The 14,229-nt window shown below is 64.3% G+C and carries 11 protein-coding genes and 1 pseudogene; 11 read left to right on the top strand and 1 reads right to left on the bottom strand.

Annotated features, from left to right (window positions below):
- The first annotated feature begins 168 nt into the window (after nt 1–168).
- From HMPREF2990_RS09885 to HMPREF2990_RS13265, 3 genes and pseudogenes are all read left to right on the top strand, one after another.
- Nucleotides 169–4,152, top strand: a complete 3,984-nt coding sequence (locus HMPREF2990_RS09885) for an NACHT domain-containing protein (RefSeq protein WP_070764472.1) — start codon at nt 169–171, stop codon at nt 4,150–4,152.
- Between the two features lie 127 nt (nt 4,153–4,279).
- A pseudogene (locus HMPREF2990_RS12515) lies at nt 4,280–4,678 on the top strand (recombinase family protein); the annotation flags it as partial.
- A 181-nt stretch (nt 4,679–4,859) separates the two neighbouring features.
- Nucleotides 4,860–5,030 carry a hypothetical protein gene (locus HMPREF2990_RS13265; protein ID WP_218079174.1) on the top strand — a complete coding sequence of 57 codons (171 nt, stop codon included), beginning with the start codon at nt 4,860–4,862 and terminating at the stop codon, nt 5,028–5,030.
- 55 nt (nt 5,031–5,085) lie between these two features.
- On the opposite strand, the gene HMPREF2990_RS09880 is transcribed toward HMPREF2990_RS13265, so the two are convergent.
- Nucleotides 5,086–5,361 carry an anti-sigma factor gene (locus HMPREF2990_RS09880; RefSeq protein ID WP_070764471.1) on the bottom strand — a complete coding sequence of 92 codons (276 nt, stop codon included), beginning with the start codon at nt 5,359–5,361 and terminating at the stop codon, nt 5,086–5,088.
- A 736-nt stretch (nt 5,362–6,097) separates the two neighbouring features.
- Between HMPREF2990_RS09880 and HMPREF2990_RS09875 the strand changes: the two genes are divergently transcribed.
- The 8 genes from HMPREF2990_RS09875 to HMPREF2990_RS09840 all read left to right on the top strand — a co-directional run.
- Nucleotides 6,098–6,601: an ECF transporter S component gene (locus HMPREF2990_RS09875; protein ID WP_218079185.1), complete on the top strand. Its 504-nt coding sequence runs from the start codon at nt 6,098–6,100 to the stop codon at nt 6,599–6,601.
- Between the two features lie 107 nt (nt 6,602–6,708).
- Complete coding sequence (locus tag HMPREF2990_RS09870) at nt 6,709–8,955, top strand: ATP-binding cassette domain-containing protein (RefSeq protein WP_246817520.1); 2,247 nt, start codon at nt 6,709–6,711, stop codon at nt 8,953–8,955.
- A gap of 174 nt (nt 8,956–9,129) precedes the next feature.
- On the top strand, nt 9,130–9,813 hold the full coding sequence (locus HMPREF2990_RS09865; protein WP_070764469.1) for a hypothetical protein: 684 nt from the start codon (nt 9,130–9,132) through the stop codon (nt 9,811–9,813).
- Nucleotides 9,806–10,984, top strand: coding sequence for a saccharopine dehydrogenase family protein (locus tag HMPREF2990_RS09860; RefSeq protein ID WP_034666009.1), 1,179 nt, complete (start codon nt 9,806–9,808; stop codon nt 10,982–10,984). Before HMPREF2990_RS09865 ends, HMPREF2990_RS09860 begins: the two co-directional genes overlap by 8 nt.
- Complete coding sequence (locus tag HMPREF2990_RS09855; protein WP_034666007.1) at nt 10,981–12,024, top strand: ABC transporter ATP-binding protein; 1,044 nt, start codon at nt 10,981–10,983, stop codon at nt 12,022–12,024. The genes HMPREF2990_RS09860 and HMPREF2990_RS09855 overlap by 4 nt, the downstream gene beginning before the upstream one ends.
- On the top strand, nt 12,021–12,773 hold the full coding sequence (locus tag HMPREF2990_RS09850; RefSeq protein WP_034666004.1) for an ABC transporter permease: 753 nt from the start codon (nt 12,021–12,023) through the stop codon (nt 12,771–12,773). Before HMPREF2990_RS09855 ends, HMPREF2990_RS09850 begins: the two co-directional genes overlap by 4 nt.
- Nucleotides 12,770–13,444 carry an ABC transporter permease gene (locus HMPREF2990_RS09845; protein WP_246817518.1) on the top strand — a complete coding sequence of 225 codons (675 nt, stop codon included), beginning with the start codon at nt 12,770–12,772 and terminating at the stop codon, nt 13,442–13,444. Before HMPREF2990_RS09850 ends, HMPREF2990_RS09845 begins: the two co-directional genes overlap by 4 nt.
- A gap of 135 nt (nt 13,445–13,579) precedes the next feature.
- On the top strand, nt 13,580–14,229 hold a 650-nt coding region (locus HMPREF2990_RS09840), incomplete at its 3' end, for a class I SAM-dependent methyltransferase (protein ID WP_070764468.1).

Below are 14,229 nucleotides of genomic sequence, written 5' to 3'. Positions count from 1 at the left end.
CTACGTGTCCACCATTTGCGGGCAACCCCAGATCGTGCTCGCAAGTCAGATGATCTAACGAGTTTCACCGACTGCTGGCTTTCTAAAGAGCTAACACCGGTCTTTAACCAATTGGCGGCGGCCGAAATCCTGGGCAATCCCCAAGTGGCCTGGAACACACTTCGCGGAATGCGGTTCTTAGTTCAAGATGAACTCGACATCGTCCGCACGAACAGTATGCTTGCTGTGTGCAGTCTGAGGGGAGCTAGCGGCGACCTCATATCTCTTGCTATAGGGGATATCCTTCTCGACAACCTCGGTAAGCGGTTGACTCGAACTGAACTTTTTGCTCTTCTCGCTCAAAGGGGCATCAAGCCACTGGAACCTGGGTCGCATCTGACGTCGCACCAGCAGGTGTTTAAGATCACGAAAAGCTGGCGTCAGTCCGTTGAACGTGAACTCTTGCAACCACCGATTAAGCGTGCAGAGGCCGCCCACCTAGTGGAGGCGCTTGATAAATATCGGATCGGGCTCGTCGCAGGTACGGCGGGAGGTGGGAAGAGTTCCGTTCTCGAACAAACTGCTGCCGCTCTTGAATCGGCTGGTGCCGAGGTGCTGGCGCTACGATTGGACCGATGCGGTCCGTTCGCGTCGACTGTCGAGTTGGGGCATCAGTTCGGGTTCGAAGTCTCTCCCGCAGCCGCTTTGGCGAGGGCGGCTGACGATCGCGACGCCTTCCTGATTATCGACCAACTCGACGCGGTGAGTCTTGCCTCCGGACGTATGCCGGAGAGTTTCGATGTCGTTATGGATCTCATCGACGAAGCACTGTCAGTGTGCGGAATCCGTGTTGTTATGGCATGTCGCCAGTTCGACATCGATAATGATCACCGTATCCGCGCATTTGCGTCTCGTACCGACGTAACAACGGTGGAAGTCGACCGATTGTCGAAGGAGGAAGTCGAAGCGGCAGTGACAAGAATGGGACTCGACCCAGCGCGGTTAAATCCATCACAACTAGCCCTTCTGCAGACGCCGCTGCACCTTGTACTCCTGCAAACGATTTCGACTCAGGCTGACGCGCTGGCCTTCCATTCGCGCGGATCGCTCTTTGAAGCGTTTTGGGAGCGCAAGCGACAAGCAGTGCGTTCGCGGCGAGTGAATGTCAGATTCAACGACGTGGTCAGTCGGATCGCCAACGCTGCAAGCGATCTGCAAGCGCTGTCTGTCCCAATCGAGATTCTGGACGATGAGGACCTTATTGAAGACGCCAACGTCCTCGTTTCAGAACACTTGCTTGCGCAAGACGGCGGTCGCATCGCGTTCTTCCATGAAACGTTTTTCGACTACGCCTTCGCACGTCTGTGGGTGTCACGCGGGGAGTCACTCGTTGACTTCCTTCTCCGTGACGAGCAGGCACTTTTTCGACGTGCCCAGGTTCGCCAGGTCCTGCAACATCTCTACGAGCGAGCGCCGGATCGTTTCCATACCGAGGTCGAATCAGTACTTACCGCTAACGACATCCGATTTCACATAAAGGAGACAGTCCTTGCCGTCGTAGCTAATCTTCTTGCGCCGACGACTGCCGATGCCGAAGTGATGGTCCGGATCGCCGCGGGACATCCGGGCTTTGAAGACCGGCTCTGGCAGCAGTTGAGTAGACCACAGTGGTTCAGACGATTCCTTGAGGATGGTCAGATTGCTGCTTGGCTTGATGGCCCGAACGAGGGTATGCGGAATCACGCGTTGAATATGATGGCTAGTGCGGTCAAAGAGCACCCGGTATCGATCGCAAAGCTGTTAGGGGACCGCAAGGCCCAGCCGGAATATCACCGCTGGTTGCGTTGGGTCAGCCGTTTTTCGGATGTCTTTCAGAACCGAGATTTGTTCGATTTGGTGCTCGAAGGAGTTCGCGAAGGCGCCTACGATGGGGCACAGCATGAACTTTGGCTAACGATGCGCAACCTGCCTAAGCACGAACCACTTTGGGCGATCGAGGTGTTGCAGGCTCGGCTGATCGATCACGGGGATGCCCTGACGCTTAACGAGGAAGGCAAGGTGACTGTGCTCGGCATGCGAGAGTACAGCGCCGCCGAACTCGTTAGGTATACCGCACATGCTGAACCGTTGGCATTCGTGCTGGTCACGGTGCCGTATCTCCGACGAGTCATGGCGAGGACCGCGATCGAGCCTGGCGTCGACGGCCTGATTCGCGATCTGCACTTCAGCTTTCGCATCAAGGACGATGACTTCGGCAGCTACCGGCTTGATGGCATCCTGCTGGCGGCGTCGGTCCGAGCGCTGGAGAGTGTGGCAAAGAGCGCCCCTGAGGAGATCCGGTTCCTTCTCGAGGAACTGGCTTCCGATCCCTACGACGGATCGCAATTCTTGCTCTACCGAGCATTGTCAGCGGGCGCAGAGCATTTTGCCGGGTGGGCGGCGAGTCTCTTGCTCGAAGGCGGACGTCGTCTCCGTTGCGGCTATATCTCCGATTCCCTATGGGTTGCACGGGAGCTTGTCCTGGCGATTGCACCACACGTGTCCGACGAAATTCACCAGCGGCTCGAGAAGTTGTTTCGAGATTTGCCATGCGAGTGGGGGAGTAACTGCGGCTCGGGACGCTCGGCTTTCACGTTTCTATCCGCCCTGGAAGAAGCGCGGCTTACTACGGTCGGTCAACGACTCCTCGGGGAATACCGACGGAAGTTTGGGGAGGACGCCCCCGCAGAGCCACAGGGAATTACCGGTGGTTCCATCGGTTCGCCGATCGGCCTTGGTGCCGCAAAGAAAATGAGCGATTCACAGTGGCTGAGGGCTATGTCAAAGTATGACACTGACAAGACGAATTGGGCGACCTTCACCGGCGGAGCCCATGAATTGTCCAGCGTGCTGGGCAATCAAGTAGCCGCAAACCCCGAGCGCTTCGCTAGGCTGGCGCTGCGGCTGTCCCCAGAGTTCAATGCGGCTTACTCCGGTGCGATGCTTAGGGGCTTTGGCGAGGCCGATGCGAGCGATAGCACCGCGCCGCTGATCTTCGACGCTGTCCGTCACATTGCTTCGCTGGGACAGGCAGAAAATGATCGGTGGCTCGGGATGGCGCTACAAAAATACTACCGCGAAGTGCCGCTTGACCTGGTCGAACTGATTAGAGACAGCGCTGTGCACGCGCTGGATCCGGCCGATTGTTCTCCTGTGATCGTTCGGGATGGAACGGACGCACCAAGTGCCGTGGATATGCAATTGAACGGCATCAACACGGCACGAGGGAGTTTGGCCGAAGCTCTCGGCGATCTTTTGGTCACCGACAGTGACGGCAAGAGAACTGCACTGGTCGCGCCATATCTCAACGCGATGGCCGGCGATCCGGTACTCAGTGTCCGTTCGTGCGTTGCCTACACCCTCGCCGCCGCGCTACGGCATGCTCGCCCAGAGGTCATGAGGGCGTTCTCAACCCTGATCAATACTGACGATCGTCTCCTCGCCGCCGGATCTGTTCAGCATTTGATGGTCTACATCGGCAACGTGAATCCCGAGGTTATAGATCCGGTAATTCAGCGCATGTTGGCATCGGATGATGCCGAAGCTCGTGAGGCTGGTGGCGCCGTCGCGGCGTTCGCGGCGATGGAATGGGACCGCCCCGATCTTATGAAACAAGCGCTGTCGGGAGACTTTCACGCCCGAAAGGGCATCGCTGAAACCTGTGTTCAGTGTGTCGATCGCACTTCGAATGTCGAACTGGCCACGGCGACCCTAACCCGGCTTATGAACGACGAGGCGGATGGGGTGCGTAAGGAAGCGGCTACTGTGGCGCTTCACCTTCGCGAGCAACCGCTCCAGCCATTCGTTAAACTACTCGCGGCTTTGATCGACTCGCCGGCTTACGAACACGCCACGCCCCAGTTGCTGGTCACGCTACAGTACGCGCCGGATAGGGTCGATGAACTGGTCTTGAGAGCTGCAAAACGGTTCGTTGATGTCTTCGGGCACGATGCCGCGGACATTCGCACCGGCGCAGCGGGAGATGCGCATTACATCAGTGAACTGGTGGTGCGTGGGCTAGCGCAGTGCCGGGATCGTACCCACCGAGCGGAGTTGCTCGACGTTTTGGACTCTCTCTTAGAGCTTGGCGCGTACGGCATCAGTGAGGCCATAACGGATTCAGAGCGGTTATAACCGATAGCGCTCGAAAGGGCCGCGGGTTTCATTGGAGCCAATGTCTCCTGGCGGGAGAGGTTGATCCGATTCGTAACGTGGTCGAGTTCAAGTTCAATGTAACTTAAGGCGCGCCAGTGTTAGTCGTATGACAACACGTGCTGCCATTTACCTTCGCATCTCGCTCGATGCTGCAATGGACGGTCTTGCCATCGAGCGTCAGCGCGAAGACTGTGAAGCCATTGCAAAGCAGCGTGGCTGGATGGTCGTGTACACCTATGTGGATTAGTCGATCTCGGCCTCTAAGAAAGACGTGGAACGTCCCGATTACGACGCGATGGTGGCTAGTCTTCAGTGAGGCGAGCTAGACGCGATTATCTGCTGGGACTTGGATCGTCTAACGCGGCAGCCCGCGCAGCTCGAAGGGTGGATCGACAGAGCGGAACAGCACGGGTTGAAGCTTTTTACCGCGAATGGTGATGCGGACCTCAGTACTGACGGAGGCCGGATGTTCGCGCGCATCAAGGCGGCCGTAGCACGCGGTGAAGTCGAGCGTAAAGGGGCTAGGCAGTCACGCGCCCAACAGCAGCGTGGAGAGCGAGGGCAGACACCGTCCTCGCCGGCTACGGCGCAACGCAGGCGATGCCAGGCCCGCTGTTCACGTTCGCGTCCTTCCTCGGTGCCAGACACCACGCGCAGGTGCGGCCCTGGCTGGAGCGAATGCCGCGGTGGTCGGCATTCTCGGTGCAGCGCTGTACACCCCGGTGTTCACCGCCGGGGTTTCCGGCGTGATCACTCTGTCCATCACCGTGGTCTGCTACGCCGCGCCCACCTCGTGGAAGGTCCCGCCCTGGGCGGTCGTCATCGGCGCGGCCCTGGTCGGCTGGATTGTGCTGTGAACTTCGCTCTCGTCCGGTGCTCGGCGCTGAAGCGCGCCAAGGGAGGGAACCGGGACTAGAGCGTCACGTTGGCCAGCACCGCACCGGTGGGTTGCGCCGCGCCGGCGGCGACTTCCTCGGTGACGAGGACTGAAGCAGTTCCACCGGGCAGCGGCATCCACACGTCGTCGTGGGGTTCTTGGCCGATGACTCCAGCCGATTCCATGGCGCCGTCATCCATGACTGCCCACACTTGTGCCCCCATGCCGTCGTCGAGAGCTGGCTGGCCGTTGACCATGGCGCCGCCCTTGCCCATGTCAGAGCTGATCGCGATGTCGAGGCTCGCGCCCATCGCGTCGGCCTGACCTTGACGCGCGTCTGCCTTGGGGATCGAGGACGCAGGCGTGGTGGAAGTATTTGCCGACGTCCACGCCAATGACGAAGTCATAGGCCATGGGTGTGTTCCTCCTAGCGATGAATTAGAAGTTGGACTATTTGAGCTTCATCGCTGGGGGTGGTCGGACATACTTAGTACTGGCATCTACATTACTGTGAGACCTCATACCACCTGGGCTGGGTCAGGTTCCTATTAGCAGTTTGAGTATGTCACTGTCTTCGGCGGCATCACCCCCGGATCATTTTCAGACAGGGGCGGGAATAAGCCATACCGAAGCCAGCGACTAGTTCTACTGTCCTTTCAGACGGAGGGAACGGAAATAAACATAACCCGCCCAATCGGGTGGACAGGCTATGAATCTTCGGTGCCCTGAGGTGGAACTGCTAACAACGAAATTGGGGGGGGGAACGGGGGCAAAGTCAATAATTCGAGTCTGGCATAAGTTGATAAGGATTGCCTAACCTAATACTGTTTCAAGTTATGGTCCCGATCGGGAATCGGCAACGGAAGCGAGGCGGCGACGATGAACAGAAAACGTGGATCGACCAGAGAACCCCTCTCCGGAGGGGGAGTCGGGGACGCGGGCCCGGACGGGACGGGCGACGGCGACGCGGTGGCGTCGCAGACGGACGACGGGCGGTTGGTACACGTCGCACCGGTCGCAGTGGGTGGCCGACCATCCACCCGCGACATGCTCGTCGCCGCCGCGATCGGCGTCGCGGGGTCTCTCATCGTCGTGCCCCTGACCTACCTGCAGGTGTTCGCCGGCATCGCCCACGTTTATCTCGTCGCGGCGACGCTCGGGTTGTGGTTCCTGCCGTGCGTCGTTCCCCTCATCGTCGTCCGCAAGCCTGGCGCGAGCCTCATCGCGTGCCTTGCCATGGGCGTCGTGTCCGCGGCGACCACCCCGTTCGGCGTCGCCGCGATCGGGGCGCTGATCATGGAAGGATTGCTCATCGAGCTTCCGTTCATGGTCACCCTGTACCGGCGGTGGACGCGTCCCCAGTTCGTGGCGTCGGCGATGTTATTCTCCGCGCTGATGGGAACGATGGCCCCGCGTGCCGTCGGCGTCGACTCGCCGACCACGCCCATGGCCCTGATCAGCTTCGCCGTAGCCTTGGCATCGAGCCTGGTGTTTTTGGTCCTGGGCTTTGCCGTCGCAAAGGGGCTCCGCAGCCGCGGGGTCACCCGATGACCGGCGGAGCGCCCGCGTGCGCCGGTGCGACACGCGGGACGGCCCCGGCCCGGTTGTGGGTCAGTGGCGCGGGAGTGCGGCACGCCGATGGGCGATGGGCACCCGACATGGTGGACCTCTCCTTCGATTTCGGCACGATCAACGCCATCACGGGACCCGTGGGATGCGGAAAGACGAGCCTGGCCCACCTCATCGCTGGACTGATACCCTCGCACATCCCCATCGACCATGCCGGATCCGTGCACATCGTCGATGCCGACGGCACCGAATGCCCCGTGGACCGGGACCGGGTCACCTTCGTCGGGCAAGACCCGGCGACGCAGGTGCTCACGCTCCGAGTCGTCGATGACGTGTCCATGGCCCTCGAGTTTTCCCTCGTGGAAGCCGGCATCGTCGCCAAGCGATCAGCCGAGGCCCTAGCGGAGCTCGGGCTGTCAGAGCTCGCGGAGAAGGATCCGTGGGCTTTGTCGGGCGGGCAACGCCAGCGGATGGCCATCGCCGGTGCGGTGGCCAGGGCACCGGAGGTCATGATCTTCGACGAGCCCGCGGCCCACGTCGACGAGGACGGTCGCCGGTCGCTGTTCGCCGCCATCCGTGACTTGCGGGCCCCGGGGCGCGTCATCCTGCTCATCGAGCACGACCTCCGCCCGTTCGACGGGTGGGTCGACACGGTGACGATCCTCGATGCGGACGGGAGCGTCGCCGCCCACGGAGCGCCGGATAACATCGTGGTGAAGGGCATTGCGACGACGGCCGCGACCGCCGGAACGCCGGACGCCAGTACGCCGGGCACGGGGGCACCGGACCGTCCCGGTCCGGACCGGCGGCGAAAGTCCCGGAGGGCCGGGAATGGCACCGATCCGGAATCGGAGGCGGATGCCGTTCCACTGCTGGCCTTGACCGGAACCCACGTGGCCCGAGGCGGGGAGAAGATCCTGAACGGGGCCGATCTGACACTGGAACGGGGCGAGATTCATGCCCTAGTCGGCGCCAACGGAGCCGGTAAGTCCACCTTGCTGGCGGTGCTGTCGGGCCAGATGAAGGCGGGAGCGGACCTCCGGATCGACGGCGCGTCCGCCTGGCGCGTCCCCGACGCCTTCGCGTCGTGGGCGTTCCAGAACCCCGAGCACCAGTTCACCCGCGCGACCGTCGCCGCGGAAATCGACTCCGCGCTGGCCGGCACGGACCCGCACGGGCCACTCGGCACCGATGAGCTGCGGAAACTGCGGGAAGCCCTGTTCCCCCGGGCACTTGACCCCGTCTCGCCGTTCGTCCTGTCGGGCGGACAGAAAAGACGGTTGGGCATCTTCCTGGCGGTGGCGGCCAATCGCCGTTTGCTGCTTCTCGACGAGCCGTTGGCGCACCTGGATTCGCCGAGCGCGCGCATCGTGCTGGATGCGCTGGCGGAATACGCCGGGGCCGGCGGAACCGTTGTGTTCACGTGCCACGACCGCCGTGTCGCGCGAACGTGGGCGGATCGGGCGAGCATCGTCGCCGAAGGGAAGGTCGCCTGGTCCGGTCCCGCGGCCGACGTGCCGGCTGCCCCGGAGTCGTCCCGGCGGGATCGCGCACTGCCCGTGGCCGGCGCACGGACGTCCGGGGACGAAAGCCCCTGGACCGGTGAATCCGCCGCTCGGAGGCGCGCGGGGTTGAACGCCATCACGATCGTCGCGGCGGTGATGCTCGTCCTCGTCGCCGGGCTGCTCTCCGGCGGAGACGCCGTTCTCGCGCTGACGGGGGTCGCGTTCCTCGCACTCGCTGCAATCGCGGAGCGCGACGTTCGGGCGACGGCGGGGAAGGTCCTCCTCGTCCTGTTGATCGGGGTGTTCTTCGGCCTGCTCGGGTGGCGCTCCGAGTTCTACGGCGGTGGGGATCCGGCGGAGGCCGTCCGCCACGGCATCCATCACGGACTGCTGCTGACGGCCGTGTTCGCGGGGACGGTCCTGGTCTCCGCGTGCATGCGCGTCGAGGAGCTTTTCGACGCCATGGTGCAACGCTTCCGGGTGCCCTACACATGGTGCACCATAGCGATTTCCGGGGTGAGCATCGCGGCGTTCCTGCGCAGCGAAATCCCCCATCTGACATGGGCGATTAGATTGCGCTCGATGCGACCGGGGCAGTCTTTCCGCTCCGGCTTCATTCGCGCGACGACGCCCGCGCGCATCGCCTTTCCCTTGTTCGTCAGCGCCGTGCGCTGCGCCGAAAAGCTGTCCTTGACCCTGGCGATGCGCAACTTCGGCCGCCATCCGCGGCGCACCTTCCGCACCGATCACCCCTGGCGAGTGCGTGACGGATTCGCGGCCGCAGCGTCCGCCGCGGCCTTCGTCGCCGCCCTGGTGTCCGCAGTGACTTGACGGACGCCCGGAACCGGCGGGTCCCGGGCCCGCGAGCGTTTCCGAGCTTGTGCGGAGACGCGCCCCACCCAGTTGCTTCACCCTTTCAACCCTTCAGACACATCCTCCGGGTCACGCCATGCGGGCCCGGTCCGCCCGGCACCGGCATGGCGCCGACAACCGAAAGAGGTACCAATGAACACGATCCGGACCATCAGCGACGTGCTTCGGGACAAGGCCGATGAGACGAAAAAGGGGGCCGATCTTGATCCCGCGCTGGTGTTTCTCGACAGCCTGGCTCCGGGGATCGCGGTCGACGTCGGGGATTTCGGCGCGGAATCCGAAAAGGGGCTGCTGTCCCGGGTGGCGCCCTCGATCGCCGATCTCCCGCACGGAACGCCGGTTGCCCGCCTCTGGGCGGAGTTCGGCGGGGTCGATGAGACCGACGGGGAACGGGGGGCCCGTCTGCGTGCCCTGGCCGCAGCAGTCGCACCGACGCTCCTGGAGGACCTTGGGCTTTCCGGCGACCGGGTGACGGCGACGGAGTTCAACTCGCTGCGCTCGCTCATCGATGCCCGCACCCGGTACCGGCCCGAGGGTCGGGTGAGGGAGGCGTTGTTCGTTTTCCCCGATGACGGCGAGGCTCACAACCACGACCAGTGGCGGGACCACCTCGTCGATGACCTCTGCGTCGCCGGCGTCGCGGGAAACCACTATTCGTTCGTCCTCGGAGAGGATGCCGCGCTGACCGGGGCCCTCATCGGGGAGTACATCGAACGCCGGCGCCAGGCGCCGGAAACGGACGACAGGGCAGCGGACCCGTCGTCCGAAGGAATCGACCGGTCGCGGGACCGGGGAAACGAAATGGAACATGACTGACCGACGAAACGGCGGGGAAGCACGGGACCGCGACGCGGGCGAACCCGTGAAAGTGCTGGTGGCCGGAGGTACCGGCGTCACCGGACGGCTCGTCCGGGGGATGCTCGGCGTCGTCGATGGGATTGAGCTGGCCTACACTTCCCGGCAGAAACCGGACGATGGCCCGGGGCGGCACTTCCCGCTGAGGATCGCCGCCGGCCACAACGAGATCTGCAGGGTTTTCCGCAAACACGATTGGGTGGTCAACTGCACCGGCCCGTTCGAGGTGCATGCAGACTCACTCGCCCGTGCTTGCATCGACTCAGGCACCGGGTACATCGACGTCAACGATTCGATCGACGCCCGCCGCGCGATCATGGCCCTCGACGGGGATGCTCGGCGGGAGGGGGTTCCCGTGCTCACCGGGTTCGGCCTGTGCCCGGGCTTGTCGACGGCCCTGTTGATGCTCGGGGCCCGCGCTGCGGGGGCCGAAGAGGTCCGCGATGTGCGGGTCGATCTGCGAATTGGCGCCGACCAGGAATCCGGGGCCGCGTCGGTCGAGTCGATGTTCCGGACTATCCGCGGCGGATACCGCACGATGCTCGGCGGCACCATCGTCGAGGTGCGGCGCAACCCGGTGTCGTCGCAAAGCGGAATCAGCTACGAATGCCCGGACATCGACGTCGTACGCGAGGTGTGCCCCTCGATCCGTGGATATTCCTACCACGTCGCCTTCGATGCCCTCCCCGATGAGTCGGTGGAGAAAATCCGCACGTCGAGACTGTACTCGATGCCCGTTGTCTCCGGTCTGCTCGCCCGTCTCGGGGCGGCCGTGACATCGCGGAAGGCGCGGGCGAAGGGCACTCCGCAACCCGCCGAGCTGGTCGTCGCACTGTCCTCCGCCGGCGCGGGCGATGCGGGGCCGGCGGCCGAGACGACCGTCGTCCGGGCGACCGGCCCGGGTTCCTACAAAATGACCGCGGCGATTGCTGCCGCCACCGTTGTGGCGGTCGCGGGGAAGCCGGTCGCGCCGGGGTGCCGGGATCTCGTCGGCCACCCCCGGCTCCTCGAACCGGTCCTCGCCTTCGCCCGCGATGCGGGCATCCATATCGAGGTGCCACATGACAACCCGACCACGGGGCCGCTGCCGACAGCGGCCCACTGCGATACCAAAGAAAAGGGGAAACGATGACGGATCAAGCTGAACGAGGTGCGGCGATCGTCGTCCGCGACCTCACGAAGAGCTACCCGATTGCGGGCAAAGCGGGCACCCCGCCCGAAGGCGGGGCAGGTGCCCCGCCGGACGGCGGGCGCAAGGGAAAGCGCGGTGCCCGGATGCGCAAGCATGTGCTCGACGGCGTGAGTTTCACCGTGCCCACCGGGGCGATCGTGTCATTCCTCGGCCACAACGGTGCAGGCAAGACCACCCTCATCCGAATCCTGTCGACGCTCATCACCGCCGACTCCGGCGAGGTGAGCATCTTCTCGCGCGACGTGAAAGAGGACCCGGCGGGCGTGCGCGCTGACATTGCCACCACCGGCCAATTCGCGGCGATCGACGAGAACCTCACCGGCCGGGAGAACCTGGAGTTCTTCGGGCGGCTGCGCGGACTCGACCGCGCCGCCGCGGCCGCCCGCGCGACGGAACTGCTCGCGCAATTCTCGCTCGCAGACAGTGCCTCGACGCTGGCGTCGGCCTATTCGGGTGGCATGCGGCGCCGCCTCGACATCGCCGCGTCGCTGTGCGTCGTGCCCAGGCTGCTGTTCCTCGACGAACCCACGACGGGGCTGGACCCGGTCAGCCGCGAAGAGCTGTGGGGCTTCATCCGGCAACTGCGGGACGACGGAATGACCCTGGTGCTGACCACCCAGTACCTGGAAGAGGCGGAGGCGCTGGCAGACCACGTCCATCTGCTCAAGGATCGCCGCATCGTCGCCAGCGGAACGCCGGAGGAATTGCGCCGCGCCTTCGGGTCGCACGTGCTCCGCGTGTCCTTCGCCACCGCCGCCGAGGCGGAGGCGTTCGCCCGCTGCCTCGGGGGAACGTGCCTGGACGGCGCCCGCGTCGCGGGGAAGTCGGTGTCCCTCGACGTCGACCCCGGACCGCGGGTCCTCGAGGCGGTGGCGCAGGCGATGGAGGCCTCGGAAGCGTTGCCGGATTCGCTGAGCGTGTCGCCGCCCACCCTCAACGAGGTGTTCATATCGATGAACGCAGGGGGTGCGGCGCGATGAGTGCGACGTCGGTCGCGGCGTTTCTCCGTCGGGATCTGCTGCTGTTGCGACGCAACACCGCGTCGCTGATCTCCATGTTCGTGGTTCCGCCCCTCTTCCTGCTGTGCCTGTACGCGGTGTTCGGGTACTCGGCGGAGCAATCCGGCTTCGGGTACCTGCGTTTCGTGCTCGGCGGCTGCCTGTTCCAGGCGGCGATGTTCACCGCCGCGGCGTCGGCGATGGCGGTGGGACAGGACGTCGAATCCGGGCTCGTTGACCGCGTGCGCGTGTTGCCCGGGGCCACAGGCGGCTATGTCGCCGGCAGGCTCGTCACCGATGTGCTGCGGATGTCCGCGTCGATCGCGGCGCTGCTGGTCGTCGCGTGGGCCTGCGGCCTCGACATGGCTGTCGGTGACGTCGCGTGGACTGTCCTGTGGTCGCTGCTCGCCGCGGCGGTCCTGTCCCTGGTCACGGACGGGGTGATCCTGATGGTGCCCGCCCCGGTGTCGACGGCCTCATCGATCCAGGCGCTGGAAATGCTGCTGCTCATGTTCTCCACCGCGTTCATTCCGGCGACCGCTTTGGACGGCTCCCTTCGCGACGTCGTGCGCCACATGCCTTTTTCGCCGGTGATCGAGGTGATTAGGGCGGCGTCCCCGGACGCCTTCCCGGATCGCGCCGGGGAAGAGGCCGCCCTGTGGCTCGGTGTCGCGGCGGTCGCCGGAATCGTCCTGTTCATCCGCCGGTTCACCTCGAGGAGCGAATCATGATTGGCGCCATCTTCGTGCATCTGCGGCGCATCGCCCACATTTGGCTGCGGCGCCCCGACTTCTGGTTCATGACGTTCATTGCTCCGCTCGTGTACCTGTTCATCGTCAACCGCATGTTCGGTGGCCTGGTCAGGCAGCTCACCGGAGAGTTCGAACTCCGGAACGCGGTCATCCTGGTCGTGACGGCGTGGGCGTTCATCCTGGCCATCACGGGATCATCCACCGTGTTCGTTGAACGCAGCAATGGCTTCCACGAGCGGTTGATCACCATGCCGGCGCCGTACGCGGCCGTGCCGGCCGCACGGATCATTGCCGAGTTCATCCGGATCATGGCGATGACGGCCGTCGTCGCGGCGGTGGCCGCCTTGCTTTCCGACGGCCCACCGGAGGTGTCCTGGTGGTGGAGGATCGCGGTGACCGGCGCGATGGTTGCCGCGGCGGCCGCATGCACCGGCACGTACATCGCGTTCTCCATCACCAGCCCCCAGGGTTCCGTGGCCCTCATCCCGTTAATCATCGTTGCGATGTTCGTCAACACGGTGCTCATGCCCGCCGACCACTTCCGTCCCCTCCTGCGCGGAATCGCCGGGCACACCCCGTATCCGCAGCCGGCGAGGCCGTCAACGGCGCCGGAGCTGCGGGTTTGGTGGTCTGCGCGGCCTGGTTCTTAGGCATCGCCGTGCTCGCGGCGTGGGGCATCGCCGTGAAAACGAGGCCGGGGGAGTCTGCATGACGGCCCGCGAATCCGAGCATCTAACCCGAAACCGCCGCGTGGATGCGGCCCACACACCCGGAGACAGAACCAGATGAAGTCGATTGCCCAGATCGTCCAGAACAACCGCAGACTCCTCGCGGCCTACGAGGACAAGGTCCAGCCGAGGTTCCTCAGCCGCTATGCGCGCGAACCGATGGACGCCGCCGTGTACCGGAAGCTCCGTGCGCTGGATCCCGGGCCGGATGCGCCGGCCCGGGTCCTCGACCTCGGTTGCGGAACCGGGTGGCTCGCCCGCACGCTCGCCGCTGAGTCTCGCTATCGCAGGGCGAACATCGTCGGCTACGACCTGTCGCCCAATGCGATCCGCATCGCCCGCGAACGCGCCGCCGCCGACGGGCTTGGGGCCCGGACGGAATTCCACGTTGCCGACATCCTCACGCCGCTCGCGGGAGAGCCCGGCGGGGCCTGTGAAATCTGGGTGTGTGGCGCGCTCCACCAAATGAAGGATGCGGGAGCCGCGCTCGGCAGGGTCGCCGGGCTGCTCGCCGATGGAGGCATCGCTTACGTGCAGACGTTCGTCGAGGATCCCGAGGTGAACGAGCATGTGGACATGGCCGTCGTTGCGAAGATGGGCCACCGGGTGTTCCCGGGCAGCGAGGTCGAGGACCTCGCCGAAGCCAACGGGTTGAAGCTGGGCGGAGCTTCACACGTCGGCATGGTGTACTTCTGCACTCTCACGAA

The sequence above is a fragment of the Corynebacterium sp. HMSC071B10 genome, from assembly GCF_001814825.1.
In the GTDB taxonomy this organism is placed as follows: Bacteria; Actinomycetota; Actinomycetes; order Mycobacteriales; family Mycobacteriaceae; genus Corynebacterium.
Note: the sequence above shows the minus strand (reverse complement) of the source record. Positions and strands in the feature narration are given on the sequence as shown.

Excerpts from the sequence above, each read along its gene's own strand:
- HMPREF2990_RS09855 (WP_034666007.1), top strand. The coding sequence starts at position 10,981 with ATGACGGATCAAGCTGAACGAGGTGCGGCGATCGTCGTCCGCGACCTC.
- HMPREF2990_RS09875 (WP_218079185.1), top strand. The coding sequence starts at position 6,098 with ATGCTCGTCGCCGCCGCGATCGGCGTCGCGGGGTCTCTCATCGTCGTG.
- HMPREF2990_RS09870 (WP_246817520.1), top strand. The coding sequence starts at position 6,709 with ATGGTGGACCTCTCCTTCGATTTCGGCACGATCAACGCCATCACGGGA.
- HMPREF2990_RS09865 (WP_070764469.1), top strand. The coding sequence starts at position 9,130 with ATGAACACGATCCGGACCATCAGCGACGTGCTTCGGGACAAGGCCGAT.
- HMPREF2990_RS09880 (WP_070764471.1), bottom strand. The coding sequence starts at position 5,361 with ATGGGCGCGAGCCTCGACATCGCGATCAGCTCTGACATGGGCAAGGGC.
- HMPREF2990_RS09860 (WP_034666009.1), top strand. The coding sequence starts at position 9,806 with ATGACTGACCGACGAAACGGCGGGGAAGCACGGGACCGCGACGCGGGC.
- HMPREF2990_RS09845 (WP_246817518.1), top strand. The coding sequence starts at position 12,770 with ATGATTGGCGCCATCTTCGTGCATCTGCGGCGCATCGCCCACATTTGG.
- HMPREF2990_RS09885 (WP_070764472.1), top strand. The coding sequence starts at position 169 with ATGCGGTTCTTAGTTCAAGATGAACTCGACATCGTCCGCACGAACAGT.
- HMPREF2990_RS09850 (WP_034666004.1), top strand. The coding sequence starts at position 12,021 with ATGAGTGCGACGTCGGTCGCGGCGTTTCTCCGTCGGGATCTGCTGCTG.